This window comes from Bradyrhizobium sp. 191 (assembly GCF_023100985.1).
Classification (GTDB): Bacteria; Pseudomonadota; Alphaproteobacteria; order Rhizobiales; family Xanthobacteraceae; genus Bradyrhizobium; species Bradyrhizobium diversitatis.
Window position 1 is genome coordinate 5,712,491 of the sequence record NZ_CP064692.1, and the last position, 21,973, is coordinate 5,734,463.

General features: G+C 65.6%; 19 protein-coding genes. 7 read left to right on the plus strand and 12 right to left on the minus strand.

All coding sequences use genetic code 11. The annotated features are described in order from the left end of the window. Positions 1-601: 601 nt before the first annotated feature. The 4 genes from IVB23_RS26665 to IVB23_RS26680 all read right to left on the minus strand — a co-directional run bounded on the left by IVB23_RS26665 (position 602) and on the right by IVB23_RS26680 (position 3,048). Positions 602-1,555 carry an alpha/beta fold hydrolase gene (locus tag IVB23_RS26665; RefSeq protein ID WP_247800580.1) on the minus strand — a complete coding sequence of 318 codons (954 nt, stop codon included), beginning with the start codon at positions 1,553-1,555 and terminating at the stop codon, positions 602-604. Between the two features lie 187 nt (positions 1,556-1,742). Further along, on the minus strand, positions 1,743-1,946 hold the full coding sequence (locus IVB23_RS26670) for a hypothetical protein (RefSeq protein ID WP_247800581.1): 204 nt from the start codon (positions 1,944-1,946) through the stop codon (positions 1,743-1,745). Between the two features lie 237 nt (positions 1,947-2,183). Continuing rightward, positions 2,184-2,705, minus strand: coding sequence for a GNAT family N-acetyltransferase (locus IVB23_RS26675; RefSeq protein WP_247800582.1), 522 nt, complete (start codon positions 2,703-2,705; stop codon positions 2,184-2,186). Continuing rightward, a complete protein-coding gene (locus tag IVB23_RS26680) occupies positions 2,686-3,048 on the minus strand; it encodes a DUF1778 domain-containing protein (RefSeq protein WP_247804967.1) in 363 nt (120 codons plus the stop codon). Before IVB23_RS26680 ends, IVB23_RS26675 begins: the two co-directional genes overlap by 20 nt. A gap of 889 nt (positions 3,049-3,937) precedes the next feature. On the opposite strand from IVB23_RS26680, the gene IVB23_RS26685 reads away from it, so the two are divergent. Further along, positions 3,938-5,428 carry an amidohydrolase family protein gene (locus tag IVB23_RS26685; protein WP_247800583.1) on the plus strand — a complete coding sequence of 497 codons (1,491 nt, stop codon included), beginning with the start codon at positions 3,938-3,940 and terminating at the stop codon, positions 5,426-5,428. A 3-nt stretch (positions 5,429-5,431) separates the two neighbouring features. Continuing rightward, positions 5,432-6,361, plus strand: coding sequence for a GTP-binding protein (locus IVB23_RS26690; protein ID WP_247800584.1), 930 nt, complete (start codon positions 5,432-5,434; stop codon positions 6,359-6,361). 109 nt (positions 6,362-6,470) lie between these two features. On the opposite strand, the gene IVB23_RS26695 is transcribed toward IVB23_RS26690, so the two are convergent. The 8 genes from IVB23_RS26695 to IVB23_RS26730 all read right to left on the minus strand — a co-directional run bounded on the left by IVB23_RS26695 (position 6,471) and on the right by IVB23_RS26730 (position 12,981). Next, the gene (locus tag IVB23_RS26695) at positions 6,471-6,698 is read right to left on the minus strand and encodes a hypothetical protein (protein WP_061880638.1); all 228 of its coding nucleotides are present in this window, start codon (positions 6,696-6,698) and stop codon (positions 6,471-6,473) included. Between the two features lie 381 nt (positions 6,699-7,079). Continuing rightward, positions 7,080-7,553: a hypothetical protein gene (locus tag IVB23_RS26700; protein WP_061880639.1), complete on the minus strand. Its 474-nt coding sequence runs from the start codon at positions 7,551-7,553 to the stop codon at positions 7,080-7,082. A gap of 11 nt (positions 7,554-7,564) precedes the next feature. After that, on the minus strand, positions 7,565-8,065 hold the full coding sequence (locus tag IVB23_RS26705; RefSeq protein ID WP_197967153.1) for a hypothetical protein: 501 nt from the start codon (positions 8,063-8,065) through the stop codon (positions 7,565-7,567). A 196-nt stretch (positions 8,066-8,261) separates the two neighbouring features. Continuing rightward, complete coding sequence (locus IVB23_RS26710) at positions 8,262-9,161, minus strand: polysaccharide deacetylase family protein (RefSeq protein WP_082822091.1); 900 nt, start codon at positions 9,159-9,161, stop codon at positions 8,262-8,264. Between the two features lie 2 nt (positions 9,162-9,163). Continuing rightward, a complete protein-coding gene (locus tag IVB23_RS26715; RefSeq protein WP_247800585.1) occupies positions 9,164-9,973 on the minus strand; it encodes an ABC transporter permease in 810 nt (269 codons plus the stop codon). Next, positions 9,963-10,820 (minus strand): ABC transporter permease, encoded by an 858-nt coding sequence (locus IVB23_RS26720; protein ID WP_247800586.1) that lies wholly within the window; start codon positions 10,818-10,820, stop codon positions 9,963-9,965. Before IVB23_RS26720 ends, IVB23_RS26715 begins: the two co-directional genes overlap by 11 nt. Then, positions 10,821-11,870: an ABC transporter substrate-binding protein gene (locus tag IVB23_RS26725; protein ID WP_247800587.1), complete on the minus strand. Its 1,050-nt coding sequence runs from the start codon at positions 11,868-11,870 to the stop codon at positions 10,821-10,823. 1 nt (position 11,871) lies between these two features. Continuing rightward, a complete protein-coding gene (locus IVB23_RS26730) occupies positions 11,872-12,981 on the minus strand; it encodes an ABC transporter ATP-binding protein (protein ID WP_247800588.1) in 1,110 nt (369 codons plus the stop codon). A gap of 212 nt (positions 12,982-13,193) precedes the next feature. Between IVB23_RS26730 and IVB23_RS26735 the strand changes: the two genes are divergently transcribed. The 5 genes from IVB23_RS26735 to IVB23_RS26755 all read left to right on the plus strand — a co-directional run bounded on the left by IVB23_RS26735 (position 13,194) and on the right by IVB23_RS26755 (position 21,896). Continuing rightward, entirely contained in the window at positions 13,194-13,964 is a 771-nt protein-coding gene (locus tag IVB23_RS26735; protein WP_247800589.1) for a GntR family transcriptional regulator, read from the plus strand. A 1-nt stretch (position 13,965) separates the two neighbouring features. Beyond that, positions 13,966-14,622, plus strand: coding sequence for an aspartate/glutamate racemase family protein (locus IVB23_RS26740; RefSeq protein ID WP_247800590.1), 657 nt, complete (start codon positions 13,966-13,968; stop codon positions 14,620-14,622). A gap of 148 nt (positions 14,623-14,770) precedes the next feature. After that, the gene (locus tag IVB23_RS26745; RefSeq protein WP_247800591.1) at positions 14,771-16,492 is read left to right on the plus strand and encodes an AMP-binding protein; all 1,722 of its coding nucleotides are present in this window, start codon (positions 14,771-14,773) and stop codon (positions 16,490-16,492) included. 12 nt (positions 16,493-16,504) lie between these two features. Beyond that, entirely contained in the window at positions 16,505-19,810 is a 3,306-nt protein-coding gene (locus IVB23_RS26750) for a carboxyl transferase domain-containing protein (RefSeq protein WP_247800592.1), read from the plus strand. A gap of 214 nt (positions 19,811-20,024) precedes the next feature. Continuing rightward, complete coding sequence (locus tag IVB23_RS26755; RefSeq protein WP_247800593.1) at positions 20,025-21,896, plus strand: sigma-54-dependent Fis family transcriptional regulator; 1,872 nt, start codon at positions 20,025-20,027, stop codon at positions 21,894-21,896. Positions 21,897-21,973: the final 77 nt, after the last annotated feature.

Below are 21,973 nucleotides of genomic sequence, written 5' to 3' on the forward strand. Positions count from 1 at the left end.
TCAGGTTCCGATGCGATCTCGAAAAGCCGCACTGAAAGCAACGTGATCGACGAAGGACAGATGAGGGGAGCCGGGAGGTCAAGAGGGCCAAATTGTCGCGAACTATGCAATGCAACATGCCTGAGACAGATCGCGACAATTCCCGGTAGCCGTCGGCAAAGTTCTGCGACAACCGGATTCCATCGTGCGCATGTTCAACCGAGCAGGAGCGCTGCATGTGCGCGATGGACGCCGTTTCTCACGGAGCAGTTCGGGCAATCCCGAGAGGCTCAACGGTCGGGAACGATGATGGCGACGCCACGAGGGGACGGCTTCTTCGCAGGGCCGCATTTCGGATCACCTGCCTGCTCGTTCTCGTACTGCGAAATACGTCGTCATCGGCCGCGCTCGTTGATTTGACGCAGGGCACGAGCCGCATGGCCATTTCGCGTCTCGTCGCGGATAGCGACCGTTTGACGCCCGAGCGATATCTCAGGTCCGTAGGCGGAGAGACCAAGGAAGTCTTTCTCTCGGTCCGAAAAGATGTGTGTGCACAATTTCGTACTTCTGGGGACCGAACGACACGAACGCCGTGATGGCGAAGATCAGTATCGTGCGCTACTCACGCCGTCGTGCCGTCGATCGAGCGGCGGATCACCTGCTGCACCTCCCCATTCGACAGGAACAGATCGTGGTTGACGATGCCCCAGCCTTCCGCTGACGCATCGATCACGCGCACGCCGAGCCGCGCGATGGCGGCTTTCTCGGCGGCGCCGACCCTGGTCATTCCACCTGCGATCTGTCCGGACAGCGCCAGCGCGCGATCGTTCGTCGAGGCAATGACGGTGATCTTGCCGGCCAGCGGGCCGATGCGCTGGATCGCCGACGAGAACACGTCCATGTCGATGTCGGGCGCGGCAAACACCACCGCGCCGATTTTGCTCGTGACCGTCTCGCCGTATCGCGCATGGAGCTGGCGCAGGCTTTCGAGCGTCAGCATGGTTCCCATGCTGTGCGCAACGATGTGCACGCGGCCCGTCCCCGGCGCCGACACCAGCGCAGAGAGCACGCGCTCGAAATCGTCGCGCGACCACATCGCGCTGTCGCGGTCATAGGCGTAGTCGAACAGCCCGGCCTTGGAGGGCCAGGCGAATACCATGGTGCGGCCGCGGAACTTGATCGCATCGGAGAGATAGGCGCCATCCAGCACCGCCGTCTCGAACGTCTGCTTGAAGCCGTGCACATAGATCAGCACGTCGCCTCCGCCGGCCTGCGCGGCGAGGTCGCCGGCGTCGGCCGGCACCGGTTCGATCCGATCAAGGCGCCAACCGCCAAGCCCGACCGAGGCGAGCGACAGGCGGCTCTCGTCGGGCGCCACCAGCTTGGCCCGCGCGACCGTCATGCTCGTCGCGCGCTCCGGACCGAACCACGGCTTGGCGCGAACCCCATTCACGGGCTTGCGCGTGGTGGCGACAAGCAATGTGGAGTCGACCGAGAGCGACGAGGCATCGAAGCGCGCGCCGGTCGCGCCCAGGCCGGCGCATCCCCCGAGCGCGAGGGCACTGCCTGCCGACATGAATCCGCCGAGGAAAGCGCGGCGCGAAATGGAATGATTTGTTTGTAGAGGACGACGACGTATCACAAGGAACCCATGGGAACTTTGCCCCCGACGGCGCCGCCCCATCTGCTCTCTGAATGACAATGGGGGCGAGATAGCGGCGGAGCCGCGTCGCGGACCTCGTGGCATTCAGTGAATGCCAAGGTCAGTCGACGATCTCGATGGTATGGACCTCGCACCAATCGCGCGATGCCCGCTCTGTCGCCTGGTTCCGGTAGTCATGCCAAGCATCGATCGCTCCCCGTCGGGAGAGCAGGGCCTTGAACTTCTGATAGGCGCCTCGCTTGCTGAAGAAATAGCGAACCTCGTCCAAATCATCAGGCAGGAACTCGCGGACAAAGGCGATCACAAGAGGCTTGCCGAGGTCGAGGTCTCGTGTATTCGGGATCCGCAGGTATTTGGTCTCGTCGTCGATATCGTCAGGCAGTTGGTCGTCCTCGAGCTCCTGCAGGGTGTCATCGTCGAACTAGTAGTAGATCTTTCTGCCTGCAGACGAAGGTGTGGCACTCCCCCATGCCGCCGCTGACGTCGGCGAACTCGAAAGCCTGGAGAATGTCTCCGAATTTTACGGGCATTGGATACCCCGCTAGCGAAACGACGCCGCAATGTCTGCGATCGACCTGAAGAGTACAAGAGGATCATCCTTCGAGGCAATGAACCCTCGCCGCGTCCAGAAGGCAGCAGCCTCGGCATCGACCGCATTGACGATCAGCGCGCGGCCTCCAATCAGGCCCGCTGCCGTGACGCAGCGCTGGAGCGCATGCTTGACCAAGCCAGTGCCGATACCTTTGCCAATCCAACTCTGGTCGGTCGCAAGCTGCCCCAGCAGCAGACAGGGCACAGGATCAGGCGGCTGGCCGGTCTGGATGGAACGCGGCAGGGAGGAGGGGATGATCGCCGTCGGCGCAAGACCGTAATAGCCGACGACACGGTTCATCTCGTGCACCACCATGACGGCGGTAAAACCCTTCTCCTGCTTGGACAGCGCCCGCGTTTTCAGCCAGCGGTCGAGCGATGGCTTGCCGCAGGAGAACTCGTCGAGATCGTGAACCGGCGTCAGCGGGTTCTGGGGCTGAAATCGCCAAGCTTCAGCGCCTCTTGCCTGCACGGGTCTTTCGTTTGGACGCAGCTCCTGCAGGCGGACCGGCGTCAACCTCACCCAGAGATGCATTGCTCTCCCATGGCGCAGCGCGCTTGAAGAGCGCGACCATTTCCGGCACCGGGGCGGCCGGTCCTGATAGTGTCGCCATGAACGTCTTGAAGCCGGCCGGACTCATGCGAATGGGAGCCGTCTCCATCAGCACGTCCTCGGCGGCGCGCACGGCTGCGTCCCGCACGAAGTCCGTACGCGAGCGCCCGCGCAGCGCCGCGGCCCGGTCGATGATGGCAATGTCGGTTTCCGGCATCCGCATCGAAAGCGGATGCTCCTTGCGTTCTGCTCGCGACATGATGAACACCTCCACGCAAACAGGTTCATTGCCCATTTCAGCGAAACACCCCAATCCGCTGTCAACCCCTTCCTGTAAAAATATTTCGCTTTACCGAAATTCGGATTTGACGTATGTGTCGGGCATCCCAGCCCACCTAAGGGGCGGTCGTACGTCGTTTCGAGCGCGGGCTGGGAGTTGCGGTGGACGCGGGCGGCGTTAAGGCGGAGATTGCGCGTGCAGGGCGAGATGAACCTCGTGAGCATGTCGCTTCCTGCGAAGACGAACGGCGCTCAATGTCTTGCGAAGCCTCTTGGCGACGCAGGATCGCCTGCGTACGGCGAAACCGTGTGGTCCTGGCCGTCGTTGCTACGGTCAAGCCTCGGCGAAGGCGTCACTCGCGTCAACCGGCGTGGGTCGCGTGAATTTCGCGGAGGTGACGGAGGCCAGAAGGAATTCGGCTCCGGGGAGAGCGCGGCATAGGCCGTCAGACCATCGCGCAGGGAAGGCCGGGTTTCGGCTGCCCTGTGTCTCCCCTGTGCAATTGCGTGTGCATTCGTTCAGCGCAGGGGTCTTATGGGTGCCAGCCGGCGCCCGGCCTTCCCTGCGCCCTTTCCTTGAAAGGGAGCGAAGCGAAGCACAACTCGGGCAGATCATGCCGCGAGGACGCGAGCGCGTGTCGATTGGACCGACGAATTGACGCAACGGCGTTGTCGCGCTCCGGTCCCAATAATTCTCGACATTGATCGGCCTCACATGAAAGCATGCAGGATCGGCATCCGCGGCGGTGGTCGTCTCCGCAAAAATCTGCATCTATGCGCGCCGGCACGGTGCGCGACGCGGCCGGTCTTTCGCCTCCGAAGCGGCCGCCGGGCCTTTGGAGGTTCTGGCAATAGCTTTTCGGAGTGGTGATATGAGCGGTTTGGTGATCAGCGGCGGCCGGGTGGTGGATCCCGCGAGCGGGATGGATGCCGTTGGTGATGTGGCGGTGGTGGATGGCAAGATCGCCGCTGTCGGCACGGGTCTCGGCGGCGCCGAGCGGGTGATCGACGCGACCGGGCTTGTGGTGGCGCCAGGTTTCATCGACCTGCACGCGCATGGCCAGTCAATCCCGGCCGACCGGATGCAGGCGTTCGACGGCATCACGACGACGCTGGATCTCGAGGCCGGCGTGCTGCCGGTCGCATCCTGGTACGAGCGCCAGGCGCAAAAAGGCCGCGTGCTGAACTATGGCGCGGCCACCAACTGGGCCTTCGCCCGCATCGGCGCGATGACGGGATCCAACGCGGAGAGCTCGCTGGAAGCGTTCGGCAATGCCATGCGCGATCGGCGCTGGATGGACAACGTCGCGACCGATGCGGAGGTATCAGGCATTCTCGATCGCCTCACCCGCGGCCTGAACGAGGGCGGCATCGGTATCGGCATCCTGAACGCCTATGCGCCGGGCGCTGGCGTTCAGGAGCTGACGGCGGTCTGCCAGCTGGCTGCGGCCAAGGACGTGCCGACCTTCACCCACGTCGCCTTCATGTCGCGTATCGACCCCGAGAGCGCGGCGGAAGCCTATATCCGCCTGATCGGCTATGCCGGCGCCACCGGTGCGCACATGCACATCTGCCATTTCAACTCGTCGAGCAAGACCGATGTCGAGCGCTGCCGCGTGCTGATCGAGAAGGCGCAGGCGCAGGGTCTGCCGATCACGGTCGAGGCCTATCCCTACGGCACCGGCTCCACCGTGCTGGCCGCCGCCTTCTTCAGCGATCCCGAGTTTGTCGAGCGCAACGGCACCGGTTATGATTCCGTGCAGCGCGTCACCGACGGCTATCGCTTCCACGACCGCGAGGAGCTGCTCAAGGCGCAGGCCGAGGAGCCGTCGTCGCTGGTGCTCTGGCACATCCTCGACACCGAGAACAATGCGCATCACCGCGACCTGCTCGACATGTCGGTGCTGTATCCCGGCGGCGCCATCGCCTCCGACGCGATGCCGTGGACACTGTCCGACGGCAGCACCTATACCGGCGAAGCCTGGCCGCTGCCGGATGATGCCACCTCGCATCCGCGCTCGGCCGGCTGCTTCACGAAATTCATCCGCGAATGGGTGCGCGAGCGCAAGACCGTGTCGCTGCTGGAAGGCGTGCGCAAATGCGCGCTGATCCCGGCGGAGATCCTGTCGCGGAGCACGCCCGCGATGCGCGCCAAGGGCCGGCTCGCGAAAGATGCGGATGCCGACATCGTCGTGTTCGACTATGAGAAGCTCTCGGATCGGGCGACCTTCACTGCGATGAACCGTCCCTCGGAGGGCGTGCGGCACTTGGTCGTTAGCGGCCAACCGCTGATCTCCGACGGCGTGCTGGACGTGGCGGCGCGGCCCGGTAAGCCGGTGCGCCGCCCCGTCGTCGAGGGCTGACCCATGCCGGTCCCCATTCTCCTGGTGACGGGCTTTTTGGGGGCGGGTAAGACCACGGTCGTCAACCATCTGCTGGCGCATGCGGAGGGGCGGCGCATCGCCGCCGTGGTCAACGATTTCGGCGCGATCAACATCGATGCTGAGCTGATCGCGGGCGCTAGCGACGGCGTGGTCAGCCTTGCCAATGGCTGCATCTGTTGCTCGCTCGAAGGCGATCTGTTGCGCACGCTCTCGACGCTGCTGCGGCGTGATCCCAAACCTGAGTATATCGTCATCGAGACCAGCGGCGTCGCCGATCCCGCCGACATCGTCCGCAATCTGATGGATCCGGTGATCCTGCGCGAGGCGCGGCTGGAGACGGTGCTCTGCGTGATGGACGCGACGGCGCCGCCCGCCGCACTTGAAGATGCGCTGCATCGATCACAGCTGCGCGTCGCCGATATCGTGGCGCTCAGCAAGCTGGATCTGGCCGACGCGGGCGCGGGAACACGCATGCGCGCGGCGATCCGCGCGCTGCGTGTTCCCGCCGTCGTAGTCGATGCGCAGCATGGCGAGATTCCTGCCACGCTGCTGTTTCCCGCGGAAATCGATCGCCCGGCCGCGCCGCGTGACGTGGGCTCGCGGCGACCGGCAGAGGAGCGCTTCGAGACGTTGAGCTGGACCTCGGACAAGCCGATCTCGCTGCCCCGCCTGCAGCAGGCCATCAACCGCTTGGCGCCGAAGCTCGCGCGCGCAAAAGGCTTGTTCGAGACGATCGAGCAGCCCGGACGCCCGATGGTCTTCCAGTTCGCCGGCGGTCGCGCCACGCTCGCACCGGGCGATGCGCCGGCAGCGGGCGCGGCACGGACGCGGATCGTCTTCATCGCCGAGCTTGGGGTGCTCTCGAAGGGGGAGCTCGACGGCATCATGGAGGCGTGCGTTGCGGGCGGGTAGCGCGATCCGCACCGATCGCACGCGCATCAGCTCAAATCGGGCGCCGCCTCAATCCTCGACCGGCAGCGCATCCCCATGCGCATACCGGCTCCCGCGGAATGCGGCCATGTCACTCCCCCTCCGGCTCGACCGGCTTCTCGGCGGCCTCTTCGTGGACCGGCGGAGCACCGTGCGCGCCGCGCAGCCGGATCATGGTGTCGATCACGTCGACGTCGATCTTCAGCATGTCGAGATCGCGCGTCATCTCGCGTACCTCCTGCCCCTTGCGCGCCAGTTCTTCCGACACGTCGACCGCCATCTTGCGCTCGGTCACGTTTCCCTGCGTGTTGACGAACATTGGCACGCATCCATTCCAGCCGCGCCCGCTGGGTGTCGCGCTCGAACTTCTTCTCGGCGTAGCGGCGCCGCGCCTCGGCATAGGCGCCGATCAGCGCGGTCTCCGGCAGGCTCCACAATTGCTCGACCGACATAGTCATGCCGCTCAGGTCCTGGGTTGCATTGGCGGGAGTCCTCTCCCGCACCACCCCATCAGACCTTTCCGGCGGTCAATTCTCAAGAGGGGACCGCCCCGATCGTGCGGTGCCATCCAGAACGACGATCCCAGCGGTGGTTGCGCTGGGATCGTCTGGAGGTTTCATGGAGGGCATCGAGCACTGCGCCTCCATCGCGACATGATAGCGCAAGGCCGCTCCAGATGCGACTGGAACCCGTCCAAACGTCAGCAGAACGCCAGCGCGTTGACCGCCCGCGTGGTCGCAATCTCGTTCTCATTGCCGACGAACTGGCAGACGACGGATTCGAGTTCGCCCGGCTGCTTGCGGCGGGCCGCCGCCAGCAGCCGCATCAACTCGGTTTCGTCCTTCGACAGGCGCCGGCAGGACGGCGGCATGAAGCACAGCTCGCACGGCCGGCCGCTGCGGAGGATCCTGACGAGTGCGGCAGCCCGTGCGACCAGCAGCGGGCTGTCGGCAACGCCGGGGGTCTCGTCCGCGAAGCGATAGGCTGCTTCCCAGCAATCGGAAGCGCCGGTGGTGTAGGCCGCTCCGATGAACCGGCACAGCGACAGCGCGATACGGCAGAAGTCATCGTAGCCTTCGACGCTTCGTGGCGCCGCAAGCGCAGCCTGAAGCGGACAGAGCTGCGACCGGCCGGCGTCCGGTACTGCAAGGGACTCGCACGCATCCTGCATCATGAATGTTCCCGTCAGTGCAGCGTCGGGCTACCGACCAGCCAGGTCTTCATCGCCATCATCCGGTCTTGGTCGAAAGACCGCACCTGCCGGTCGGGCAGGATGAGACCGGCCATGCGGAAGATCGTTGCAAGCCCCTGAACCGGCGCAAGCGCCCAATCGGCGCCGACGGGCGGCAGCCAGCACTCGAACTGCTCGCGGGCGACCTCGATACGTTCCTGCTGCGCAGCGGCGATGGCACGCAGAAGTCCGTGCTCGCTGTCCGACATGCGCGGACACGTCGGGCAATGCACTTCGATGGCCGTGTGGGCCGTGCAGGCGAAGATCTCGATGATGGACTCCAGCGAGGGCACGGCGTCGCCCACGCGGAAATGGTCGTACACCTCCTTGATGTCGGCCGCGGTCGGAACGGCACCTCCGCGGCGTGCCTTCGCCCTGAAACCCCAGATGAAGAGCCGCTCCGCTGCGCTCAGCGCAGGAAGATCGAGCGGCCTGGTATGTGTCGATTGATGCATTGAGCCTCTGGCCTTTGACTGCGCGCGCGGCAGAGCTGGCGCGGATGATCTGCGCCGATGGTTCCGCCAGAGACCCTTCCAAGTCAACGCTCGGAGAGGCGATGTCGAGGTGTTCTAGATTGGAAGCACTCGTATCTCGGAAGGAGCGATCGCTGCAGGACGAGGTCAGCACCCTCGCTGCGGGCGTGCGGGCGGCCTAGCGCGCGACTTTGCGAAAATGCGCCGCGATGTCGGCGCGTGTTGCGACCCAGACCCGGCCCTCCAGCCGCGCCAGCTCGGCCAGAATGGCCTTCACCGCGCGGAAGCGCGCGGGCCGACCGCAAATGCGCAGATGAAATCCGATCGACAGCATCGCGGAGCGGCCACGCTCCGCCTCCTCGACCAATGTGGCGAGTGCGGCGCTGACATAGTTTGAAAAATCCTCCGGCTGCACAAAGCCGTTCGGATGGAAGAACTTCATGTCGTTGGTGTCGAAGCCATAGGGCAGGATCAGCATCGCTCCCTGTGGCGACGGGCTCCAATAGGGCAAATCGTCGTCGAGTGCGTTGGAATCGTATGCGAAGCCGAGCCCGATCAGGATATCGCGCGTCCATGCGCTCTGGCCGCCGCGCGACATGAAGCCGACCGGCGTGAGACCGGTCGCGCGGGCGATGACGTCGCGCGTCTTCTCAATGTCACGGCGTTCCGTCTCGGCATGCCGATAAAGCGCGTGCGGCAGCCAGCGCCAGCCATGCACCGCCGGTTCGTGGCCGGCCTCGACCACGGCGCGGGCAAGGTCCGGCACACGCTCGACGGCGCGGCCGCACATCATGAAGGTGGAACGGATTCCGGCCTCGGTAAAGGCGTCGAGGAATCGCCACAGGCCGGCGCGCATGCCATAGTCGAACACCTGTTCCTGCACGAGATCGCGCACGCCCGGCGGCGATGTCGAGGCGACCTCGCCATAGTGCTCCGTCTCCGCATCGCCTTGCTCGACAGCGAGCTCGGCGCCCTCCTCGAAATTCACCACCAGCGACACCGCGACGCGGGCGCCGTTCGGCCAGACGATATCGGGACGGGCCCTTCCATACCCGCGAAGATCGCGTTCGATCGGCATGATCAGCGGCTCCCGATCTGGCGGCTGACGCCGCCGAAGATCTCGGCGCAGACGAGGCCGGCAAGGGTCAGCAGCACGATCACCCCGGAGACGGCGGCGACGCGCACGTCCAGGCTGCCTTCGAGGATCGCCCACAGCTTGATCGGAAGGACTTCGGTGCGGGCATCGGCGAGGAACAGCGACACCGGAACATTGTCGAAGGAGGTGAGGAACGCGACGAAGCAGCTCGCGACGATGCCGCGACGGATCAGCGGCAGCGTGACGCGCCGGAAGGTGTACCAGCGGCTGGCACCCAGGCTGAGCGAGCAGGTGATCAGCACCGGATTGAGCTGCTGCATCGAGGCGCCGACCATCCGGATGACGAAAGGCACGCAGATGATCGTGTGGCCGAGCACCAGCGTCGCCGCCGACAGGCGGATGCCGAGCAGGTTGAAGACCAGCAGCAGCGACAGGCCGAGGGCCATCGCCGGCAGCACCATCGGTGACATGAACAAGGCGTCAAGGACGCGCGCGATCTTCAACCGGCTTCGTGCCAGTCCGAGTGCCGCCGCGCCGCCCAGCACTGCGGAGAGGACTGTCGCCGCCGCTGCGACCTTGAGACTCGTCAACGCGGGCTCGACGATTTCCTGCGATTGCATCAGCTCGGCATACCAGCGCAGTGACCAGCTCGGCGGCGGGAATTTCAGCGTGATGCCGCCGGTGAAGGAAATGATCAGCACGACCAGCGTCGGTGCCAGCAGCAGCAGCATCCCGAAGCCGGTGATGGCACCAATGATGCCGGAATAGACGCGATCAATGAGGCTAAGCTGCATCGACGCCTCGCACATAGCGGCGCGACAGCGCGCCGACGGCAAAGACGATGCCGGTCACGGCCAGCGTGAAAATCAGCGACAGTGCCGCCGAGAACGGCCAGTCCTGCACGCCGACCGCCTGTTGGTAAATATAGGATGGCATCAGGATAATGCGCCCGCCGCCGACCAGCGTCTGGGTGATGAAGGCGGTCGCAGCGGCAGCGAAGACGAGCAGCCAGCCGGCGATGGCGCCCGGCAGCGTCAGCGGCAGGATGATGGTGATGAAGCTGCGGGCGCGGCTTGCGCCCAAACCTTCAGCCGCACGCGTCAGATTGCCGTCGAGCCGCAGCAGGCTGTTGATCACAGGCAACGCCATCAGAGGGAGCTGGATCTGGGTCAGCGCCAGAACCATGCCCTCCCAGGTGTAGAGCAAGCGAGCCGGGGCCTGCCAGAGCCCGAGCGACAGCATCGCCGTGTTGACGATGCCGTCGCGGCCGAGGAGGACGATCCAGGCGAAGGTGCGCACCACCGTGCTGGTCAGGAGCGGCAGCATGATCAGGAACGTGATCAAGGTACGCATGAGCTGGCCGCTCGCGGCGTAAACAAGTGCGAGAGGGTACGCGAGGATCAGTGTCGCCAGTGCGACCTCCGCCCCCAGCCAAAGCGTGTCCGTCAGAACCTTGATGCTGAACGGGTCCGAGAAGAAGCGCAGATATTGCGCCAGCGACAGTTCTGCGAATTGCGGTGTGCGGAACAGACTGATCGCGACAAGCGCAATGAGTGGCAGAACGAAGGCGGCCAGGAACAACGCCGCTAGTGGGATCACCGGCAGCATTTGTCGTGATGTAGTCGTGCTTGCCGGCGTCATTTAGATCTTCACCTCCTTGCTGAAGCGGGTGATCCATTCGCCGCGCAGCGGCTGGAACTTGGTCCAGTCGAGCAGCACATTGTTGGCAATGAGGTCGTCGAGGCTCTTGGCGACGGTGAGATTGGCGCCGGTCAGCGCCACCTTGCCGTTGGTCGGCATCATCATCCAGGGCGCCGCCTCGAGGCCTTTCTGGGTTTCGGCCGACATCACCGTGTCGAGATAGTCCAGCACCGCCTTCGGATCCTGGTTGTTCTTGACGATCTGGGCGCTGGTGCGGATCACGACGGCTCCGGATTTCGGCTTGGCGAAGGCGATGTCGACGCCCTTGGCGGCGAGCAGCGCCACGTTGTTCCAGAAATTGAAGGCGATATCGATCTCGCCCTGCTGGAACAGCGCAGCCAGCGCGCCGGGCGACGCCGCGATCGCACCGACGTTGGGCAGCAGCTTCTTCATGGCCTCGAAGGCCGGCTCGATATTGGTCTCGGAACCGCCGTTGAGCTTCGCGATCTCGACCATGAAGGCGGTGCCGAGGCTCGACCCCAGACCGGTGATGCCGACGCGGCCCTTGTATTCCGGTCTCCACAGATCCTCCCACGAGGTCGGCGGCGTCGTGATCTTCTTCGGATTGTAGGCGATGCCGATCAATTGCGCGGTGATGACAGGAGCGTAGCCGTCGGGATGGCGGAATGCGCTGGGGATGTCGGCATATGACTTCGACTGCTCGACCGGAAATTTCTCCAGCACGCCGCTCGCGATCGCCGGGATCAGCGGCCCCTCGTCGAACAGCACGACGTCGAAGGGGGGCGTGTTGCGCGATGCCTGGATCTTGCCGATCTGGTCGACGCCGAGCAGGGGCGTAAAGGTGACACCGCCGTCGCTGGACTTCTTGAAGGCCGGCCCGACCACCGCGCGGAAGGCTTCGTCGAAACTGCCGGGATAGGTCGTTGCCACGATCGAGGGCGCAGCGCGTGATGATGTCGGCCATCCGAGACTGGCTGCCGCAAGCGCGGCCGAACCTGTGGTGAGCAGCGATCTCCGGGATAGGCTCATGTCAAACACTCCTTTGCTGATGCTTGGAAACGTCGTCGACTGGCGTGCTGAAGATGCTGACGCGCGAGACATCTGAGATCGCGAGCCAGGCCGTCTCCCCGGTCTGCGCTTTCGCGAGGCCGGCGGCGCGGGCCTGGCTGACCTTCACGGCTTCGCCGCTCGCGGTGACGCCCTCCGTGACGCTGACGGCGCCGAGCGGCACGGTGGCGCGGATCGTGACGGGGATGGCGCCGGGCCGCTCGGCGTCGAACGTGATGTTTTCAGGCCGGACCGAGATCGTCACCGGCGTGCCGCGCCTGCGCTGAGCCGAACGGCCGAGATCGATCTCGGGCCCGGCGTCCAGCTGCACGCGGTCGGCGTCGGTGACGGTGCCGCGCAGGAGATTGGTATGGCCGATGAAGCTCGAGATGAACAGGCTCGCCGGGCGGTCGTAGAGCGCGTCTGGGCTGTCGATCTGCTCGATGCGCCCCTTGTTCAGCACGACGATGCGGTCGGCCATCGACAGCGCCTCCTCCTGATCGTGCGTGACGATGATGGAGGTGACGCCAAAAGTCTTCAGCAGGCACTTGATCTCGATCTGCATGTCGAGGCGCAGATTCTTGTCGAGGGCCGAGAACGGTTCGTCGAGCAGGACGAGGCCCGGATCGATCGCAAGCGCCCGCGCCAGCGCGACGCGCTGCTGCTGTCCGCCGGAGAGCTCTCCGGGCAGCCTTCGCGCGAACGACGCCATCTGGGCGAGGCCGAGCATCTGTTCGACCTTCGCCGCCACCACGTCCTTCGCCGTCTTGCGCGCCCGCAGGCCGTAGGCGACGTTTTCGAACACGGTCAGATGCGGAAACAGCGCATAGTTCTGAAACACCATCCCGATGCGGCGTCGATTGGCCGGAATATGCTCGACCCGCGCGCCGTCGAAGCGCACCTCGCCCCGGGACGGACGCAGGAAGCCCGCGATGATCTGGAGCATCGTGGTCTTGCCGCAGCCGGACGGACCGAGGAGGGCGATCAACTCACCGGCTGCAACGGTGAGATCGATCTCGTCCAGCGCAACGGTCGCACCGAAGGCGTGGCCGATGCCCTTCAGATCCAGCGAGAGTCCGCGTACATCGCTCAACGCCAACTCCATCCTTCGCGTTGTCCTGCGCGAGGGGAGTTAGCAATCGCCGTGCCAGCGCGCCTCGTTCGCTAAGGCCTTGCCAGCGTTGCGATAGTTTTTCGGCGCCAAATATTGGCGCCAATTTATTGGCTATATTGTAAACAGTATGGCCGTCAGTTTGTATAAAAAATGGGCTCTGGCGGCACTCCAGAATCCTGTAAAAGCGACGCATGAAGCGAACCCGTCCCCTCAAGCGCAGGCCGAAGCGCACCGAGCCGAAGCTCAGGGAGCCGGAGGCCGCGGATCCGCGCAGCATCGACGACGATCCGGTGGTCCAGGGCATCCTGACCGCGATCAGCCAGAAGCGGCTCAAGCCGGGTGCCAAGCTCGGCGAGGACAAGCTCGCCGCGGCCTTCGGTACAACGCGGATTCACATCCGCCAGGCGTTGTCCCATCTCGCCTCGCGCAAGGTGGTGATGCAGATCCCCAACCGCGGCGCCTTCGTGTACCGGCCGAGCTGGGCGGAGGCGCAGGACATCTTTGCCGCGCGCCGGATCATCGAGACCGCAGCTGTCAGCGCCGCGGTGGACCGGCTGGACAAAGCCGGCAAGGCGGAGCTGAAGGCGCATATGGAGCGGGAGGCGCGTCACGATCGCAATGACCGCTGGGCCTCGTTGTCGCTGACGGCCGAGTTCCACATCCTGGTCGCCAAGCTCGCCGGCAACCGCGTGTTGCTGGAAATGTCGCGCGAGCTGATGCTGCGGACATCGCTGGCGATCGCGACCTTCGAGCAGCCGGGCGAGCCGGATTGCTCGCCCGACGCTCACCCCGACATCGGCGCGTTGATCCTCGCGCGCGAGAAGGCCGGCGCGGTCCATGCCATGCGTCACCACATCGAGGAGATGGAGCAGCGGATCCGGCCGAAGGAAGGCGAGGACGAGGTCGACGAACTCACCGCGATCTTCCAGGAGATCGGCGCGCGGGCGCGGGCGGGCGGATAGCATGGCCGGCCGCCGCATCCTCCTGATCAATCCGAACAGCAATGAGGCGACCACCGCGATGATGGTGGCGATTGCCAGGTCTGCAGCCGCGGACGGCTTCGACATTGCCGGTGCCACGGCAACGCGTGCGCCCACGATGATCGTCTCGGCGGATGAACTGGAGGCAGCAGCGCCGGAGGTCGAGGAGATCGCGCGCGCCCGCAGCGGCGAGTGCGACGGCATGATCGTCGCGGCATTCGGCGATCCCGGTCTCGCCGGGATCAAGGTCACGACGAAATTGCCCGCCGTCGGCATCGGCGAGTCCTCGATGCTGGAGGCCGCGGAGAACGGCCGACGCTTCGGCGTGGCGACCACGACGCCGCTGCTGAAAGCGAAGATCGATGCACTGCCGGACGCGCTGGGATTACGGTCGTACTACACCGGCACACGCTTTGCCGAAGGCGATCCGCATGAGTTGATGCGTGATCCATCGCTGTTGCGCATCGCTCTGGCCGGCGCAGTCGAGGCTTGCATTGCGCAGGACGGCGCGGAGGCGGTGATCATCGGCGGCGGTCCGCTGGGTGAAGCGGCAGGCGCGCTTCAGCCGATCTTCACCGTGCCCGTCATCGCGCCGATCCCGTCCGCCGTGCGGCGGATCATTCGCCTCGTCGGGGCGTAACGTCTGGTTTTTCCGCGCCGCGGCATCGGCCGTGCTGCGGAAAACTGTTTTCCTTGACATGAACTCTGCCGTGCTCGACGTGTAACGCGGTCGCGTGACGGCACGTTGCGTCTCTCGCGACAAGAAAAAGCAGCACGGGAAAGACGCCATGAGTGCAGGCCTCGACGAAAAGGACTACCTCGCCGCCTTGCACGGGTTGTGGGACAAGGCCTGGCCGAAGGGCATGCCGCGCTCGCCGAACTATCTGCACGGTGAAGTTCCCCTGACGGAATATCTGCGCGCCTGGGCGAAGCGGAGTCCGGAGCGTCCAGCGGTGATCTTCTACGGTCACGTCACCACCTACGCGGAGCTCGACCGGCAGAGCGACCGCTTTGCGGCGTTGTTGCTGGCCAAGGGTGTGCGCAAGGGCGACCGCGTCGCCGTCTTCCTGCCGAACTGCCCGCAATTCCACATCGTGTTTTTCGGTATCCTGAAGCTCGGCGCGATCCACGTTCCCGTCAGCCCGCTCTCGCGCGCGTTCGAGCTGTCCTACGAGCTGAACGATACCCAGGCCGAGGTGATCGTCGCGCTGGACCAGCTCATGCCGGTCGTCGGGCAGGTCAGGGGCGAGGTACGGCTGCGCGAGATCATCGTCACCAGCTTCGCCGATGTCGTGCCTGCACGGCCGGCATTTCCAGCGCCAGACTCGATCCGTGCGCCGCGCGTCGCCGTCCCGGGCGCGACCGATCTGTTGCCGGCGCTCGCTGCGCTGCAGACACCTGTGCCGCTGCCGCCGCCCGGGCTCGATGATGTCGCAGCTCTCAACTACACGGGCGGCACGACCGGCATGCCCAAGGGCTGCGTCCACACCCATCGCGACATGGTCTACACGGCCGCCGCCAATTACGGCATCTCGGTCCTGTCGGACGAGAGCAGCGTGTTCCTGTCGTTCTTTCCGGAATTCTGGATCGCGGGCGAGAATTTCGGCCTGATCTTTCCGCTGTTCTCCGGCGCGACGCTGGTCCTGCTCGCCCGGTGGGATGCCGTCGGCGCGATGGCCGCGATCGACAAATACAAGGTCTCGATTATCGCGATGCCGGTCGACGGCGCGGTCGAGTTGATGGATCATCCGCGCTGGAGTGAGTTCGACCTGTCGTCCTTGAAGCAGGTGCGCGTGGTCTCCTTCGTCAAGAAGCTCAATGCCGACTATCGCAAGCGCTGGAAGGATCTGACCGGCACGATCCTGATGGAGGCGGCTTGGGGCATGACGGAGACCCATACCTCCAACACCTTCACGGCCGGCTTCCAAGACGATGATTTCGATCTCAACAACCAGCCGATCTTCGTCGGGCTGCCGGTCCCCGGTGCCGAGTTCGAGATCACCGATTTCGAGACCGGTGCGCTGTTGCCTCTGGGTGCGGAAGGTGAGATCCGCGTACGCACGCCGTCGCTGCTCAAGAGCTACTGGAACAAGCCGGAGGCGACCGCGGAGTCTCTGATCGATGGTTGGCTGCGCACCGGCGACATCGGCACCATCGACAAGGATGGTTTCCTGCACTTCCTCGGCCGCCGCAAGGAAATGCTGAAGGTCAAGGGCATGAGCGTCTTTCCGCCGGAGATCGAGGCGCTGCTCGGGCAGCATCCGAAGGTGCTGGGCTCGGGCGTGGTCGGGCGCGACGATCCCGACAAGGGGCAGGTGCCGGTTGCCTTTGTCCAGCTCAAGCCGGACGCGGCCGGCACCGTCTCTGCGGAAGACCTGCGCAGCTGGTGCGCCGAGCGCATGGCCGTCTACAAGATCCCGGAGATCCGCATCATCGAAGCCCTGCCGCTGACGGCCACGGGCAAAGTGAAAAAGCAGGACCTTAATCCAAGCCTGCCTGCTGCTGTCTGAGTGAGAGAGATCATGTCGTTCAAGAAGCTCCTGATCGCCAATCGCGGCGAGATCGCCATTCGCATCGCGCGCGCGGCAGCCGATGCCGGCATCGCGACGGTCGCGATCCATCCTGCGGACGATGCGCTGTCGCTGCATGTGCGCGTTGCGGACGAGGCGGTCGAGATCCCCGGCCGCGGCGCGCGGGCCTATCTCGACATCGACGCCGTGGTGAAGGCGGCCAAGGCGGTGGGCTGTGACGCCGTGCATCCCGGCTATGGCTTTCTCAGCGAGAACGCGGCCTTCGCAAAGGCCTGCTCCGACGCAGGGATCACTTTCGTCGGCCCCAAGGCGACCGCGCTCGAACTGTTCGGCGACAAGGTCGCGGCGCGGCAACTGGCCAAGCGCTGCGGCGTGCCGATCATCGCCGGCACCAGCGGCCCGTCGAGCCTCGAGGAGATCACGGCCTTCTTCGCGTCGCTGGGCAGCAACGCGGCGATCGTCATCAAGGCGATGGCCGGCGGCGGCGGGCGCGGCATGCGCGTGGTGGAGAACGCGCCCGATCTCGCGGAAGCCTATGCGCGCTGCCAGTCCGAGGCCAGGGCGGCGTTTGGTTTCGACGGCGTCTATGCCGAGCAGCTGATCCGGCAGGCGCGCCACATCGAGGTGCAGATCATCGGCGACCGCCATGGCGCGATTTCCCATCTTTGGGAGCGCGAATGCACCATCCAGCGCCGTCACCAGAAGCTGATCGAGGTGGCGCCGAGCCCCTCGCTGAGCGATGCCTTGCGCGGCCGCATCATCGAGGCGGCGAAGCAGCTTGCGGCGGCGGCCTCTTACGACAATCTCGGCACCTTCGAGTTTCTGGTCGACGGCATGGCAGAGGACAGCTTTGCCTTCATCGAGGCCAACCCGCGGCTCCAGGTCGAGCACACCGTGACCGAAGAGGTGCTCGGGCTCGACCTCGTCCGCGCCCAGCTCGCGGTCGCTGCGGGCAGCACGCTGGCCGCGCTTGGCCTTGCGCAGGGATCGATCCCGAAGCCGCGCGGCCATGCCATGCAGCTTCGCGTCAACATGGAAACGCTAGACGAGACGGGCGCGACCCATCCGACCGGCGGCGTGCTTGCCGTGTTCGAGCCGCCGTCGGGGCCGGGCGTGCGCGTCGATAGCTTTGGCTATGCCGGCTACAAGACCAGTGCGGCCTTCGACTCGCTGCTGGCAAAGGTCATCGTGCATACGCCGGGCGAGGCCTGGCATGACGTGGTCGCGAAGGCCTCGCGGGCCCTGCGCGAATTCCGGATCGACGGCGTCGTCACCAACATCACTTTCCTCCAGGGGGTGCTCGCGCATCCCGATTTCAGGATTAACCGCATCGCGACCGATTTCATCGACCGCAATATCGGCAAGCTCGTCGGGGCGGCCGAAGGCGCGGCAAAGCCGCTCTACTTCGCGGCGAGCGAGCGAAGCGGCGTTCACGGCGTGGAGTCGCACGTCGCACAGGCCGTGCCCGAAGGGGCGGTGATGGTGGCCGCGCCCCTGCAAGGAACCATCGTCACCATCCAGGTGAAGGAAGGTGAGATCGTGCGCCCCGGCCAGCAGCTTGCCGTGATCGAGTCCATGAAGATGGAGCATCTGGTCATGGCCGAGCAGGGCGGCCGGGTCATGAAGCTCCTTGCCGGTGACGGGGCCACGCTGATGCATGGCGAGCCGATCCTCTATCTCGAACCGCTTGATGTTGCGGCTGACAGCACGGCGGCGGAAGCCGACATCGATCTCGATCACATCCGCCCCGAGCTCGCCGAGCTGATCGCGCGCCAGGCCAATAGGCTCGACGAGAACCGTCCGGCCTCGGTCGAGCGCCGCCGCAACACCAACCAGCGCACCGCGCGCGAGAACGTTGCCCAGCTCGTCGACGACGGCTCGTTCATGGAGTACGGCAGTCTCGCGATCGCCGCGCAGCGCCGCCGGCGCAAGCTCGACGATCTCATCAAGAACACGCCGGCCGACGGCCTCGTCATGGGTGTCGCCACCGTGAATGCCGGGAAATTCGGCCCCGAGGGCGCGCGCTGCATCGTCGTGGCCTATGATTACACCGTGCTCGCGGGCACGCAGGGCCACATGAACCACAAGAAGATCGACCGCATGCTGACGCTCGCGGAGGATTGGCGCGTGCCGCTGGTGTTCTACGCCGAGGGCGGCGGCGGCCGGCCCGGAGACACCGACCGGCTCGGCATGACCGGGCTCGACGGTCCGTCCTTCGTGCAGTTCGCGAGGCTCTCGGGCCTCGTGCCGGTGGTTGGCGTGGTCTCCGGCTATTGCTTCGCCGGCAACGCCGCGATGCTCGGCTGCTGCGACGTCATCATCGCCACCAAGAACGCCTCGATCGGCATGGGCGGTCCGGCCATGATCGAGGGCGGCGGGCTCGGCGTCTATCACCCGGCCGAGGTCGGCCCCGTCTCGTTCCAGGCGCCGAACGGCGTCATCGACATCCTGGTCGAGGACGAGGAGGAAGCGACGTTCGTCGCGCAGAAATACCTGTCCTATTTCCAGGGCGCGGTTACGGCTTGGGAAGCCGCCGACCAGCGCCTGCTCCGCCGCGCCATCCCGGAGAACCGGCTGCGCGTCTACGATATCCGCAGCGTGATCGACCTCGTCGCCGACAAGGACTCCGTGCTGGAGCTGCGCCGCGACTACGGCGTCGGCATGATCACCGCGCTGATCCGCATCGAGGGCAAGCCGTTCGGCCTGATCGCCAACAATCCGCGGCATCTCGGCGGCGCGATCGATGCCGATGCCGGCGATAAGGCCGCGCGCTTCCTCCAGCTCTGCGATGCCTTCGATCTGCCGATCGTCTCGCTATGCGACACGCCGGGCTTCATGGTCGGCCCGGAGGCCGAGAAGACCGCGATCGTGCGCCACGTCTCGCGCATGTTCGTCACGGGCGCGAGCCTCACCGTGCCGCTGTTCGGCATCGTGCTGCGCAAGGGCTATGGGCTCGGGGCGCAGTCCATGATCGGCGGTGGCTTCCACGCCTCGTTCTTCACCGCGGCCTGGCCGACCGGCGAGTTCGGTGGCATGGGTCTGGAAGGCTATGTCCGCCTCGGCTTCCGCAAGGAGATGGAGGCGATCGCCGATCCCGCGGAGCGCGAGACTTACTACCGCAACAAGGTCACCGAGCTCTACGCCAACGGCAAGGCGGTCTCGATCGCCTCCGTGTTCGAGATCGACAACGTCATCGACCCCGCCGAGACCCGGCGATGGATCATGGCGGGCCTGCGATCGGTGCCGAAGCCCGAGCCGAGGACGGCGAAGAAGCGGCCGTGCATCGACACGTGGTGAGGGCGGTGCAGCAATTTTGATGATTCACTCCCCGTCATTCCGGGGCGGCTCGAAGAGCCGAACCCGGAATCTCGAGATTCCGGGTTCGATGCTTCGCATCGCCCCGGAATGACGAGAAGAGACAGCACACCGAGTCCCCGTTCCCGGTTCCCAATTGACATCCCGCCCCGTGGTGCCAAACTTTGCACAATAATACAGGGTGGAGACGTCCGCGATGGCCAGCCTTTCGGCCTCGAACCATGTCGCCCGTGTCTTGTCCGTCGCCAATCAGGTCACGGACCGCTTGGCCGACGTCGATGCCTCTTCGCGGATCGCCAGTTCCTGGCGGCGCTGCCTGGTCAATCACAAGCTCGATCCGGCCCGCCAAGGGCCGCCACAGACGCTGACCGAAGCCGAGATCCGGCACGCCGCCGAGCCGATGGAGCAGATGATCAGGCTCGCAATGCCCGAGCTCGACGATCTCGCCCGTGTGCTGCGCGATGCCGGTTACTGCGTCAATCTCGCGGATGCGAACGCGACCATGCTGTTCAGCCGCCTGCCGGGCGAAGCCGATGCCAAGATGTTTCTGGACTGGAAGATCTACACCGGCTCGAACTTCGCCGAGACCTTCGAGGGCACCAATGGGCTGGGGACCGCGCTCGCGGAGGAGAAGCCGATCCTGGTGCATCGCGACGAGCATTTTCGCGCGCAGTGGCACATGTTCTCCTGTGCCGTGGCGCCGCTGTTCGACCAGGCCGGACGTCTCGCAGGTGCGGTGAACATCACTTCCTGCCGGGAGGATCTCGAACGTGCCGCGCACCAGCTTGCGCTGGCTGTGACCATGGAGGCGACGCGGCGGATGGAGGGCGCGATCTTCCGTGGCCATTTCCACAACGCCTGGATCGCCACCGTGCCCGGCGACGGCGGCAGTGGCCTCATCGCCTATGATGACGACCGTCGCATCATCGGCGCCTGCCGTTCCGCGCGTGCACTGCTGGGCCTCACCGACGGCATGATCGCCTCCGGCATTGATCTGTCGCGCTACATCGAGTTCGACCATCAGGCCGAGGGTGGCGCGGAGGATGTCGTTCGGCTGCGCCGTGCCGACGGCAGCGCCCTGGGTCAGGGCCATGTCGCGCCGCCACTGCGCAGGAGGGTGCGTCCGCTCGCGCCGCGCCGCGATGCGCCAGTCGATCGCTTCGATGCGCTGCATCGGCTCGCCGGCCGCGATCCCGGCCTGATCAAGAGCGTGAACCGGCTCAGGCGCATCGGGGATCACAATCTGCCGGTGCTGCTGCATGGCGAGACCGGTGTCGGCAAGGACGTGTTCGCGCGCGCCATTCACGCCGCCAGCAACCGGGCGCGTCACAACTATGTCGCGCTCAATTGCGCGGCGATGCCGGAGAGCCTGATCGACGCCGAACTGTTCGGCTACGAGGCCGGCGCCTTCACCGGTGCGCGCCGCGACGGCTCGAAGGGCCTGATCGTGCAGGCGGACGGCGGCACGCTGTTCCTCGACGAGATCGGCGACATGCCCATCGGCTTGCAGACCCGCCTGCTCCGTGTGTTGGAAAACCGCGAGGTCTGGCCGCTCGGCGCGCTCAAGCCCGTCGCCGTCGACATCCGCCTGATCAGCGCCACACATCGCGACCTCGGCCGCATGGCGGAGCAGGGCGCCTTCCGCGCCGATCTCTATTTCCGCCTGCGCGGCATCGAGGTGCGGCTGCCGGCGCTGCGCGAGCGCGCCGACCGCGACGATGTCATTCGCCAGATCGCGCGCGAGGAGGCGCCGAATTGTCGTCTGTCGGACGAGGCCTGGTCGCAGCTCGCGGCCTATCCGTTCCCCGGCAACATGCGCCAGCTCCGCCACGCGCTGCGGCTCGCCGGCTGCACCGCGGAAGACGGTGTCATCACGGATGCCGATCTCGATCTGCCGCCGTTCGGTGGACGGGAGGCGGAGGCCGATCTCGCGGCCGCCGAACGCGGGACGATCGTCGGCGCCCTGCGCGCGCATGGCGGCCGCGTCGCCGAAGCGGCTCGCGCCCTGAAGCTCAGCCGCGCGACGCTGTATCGGAAGATCAAGCAATTGAAGATCGAGTCCGTCTGACCCTTGGCCCGGCGCGACGTCCCACTTCCGCCGAAACAGGCTCGGAACGTGGGCGGCGCTAGGAACGCCCCGCCGGA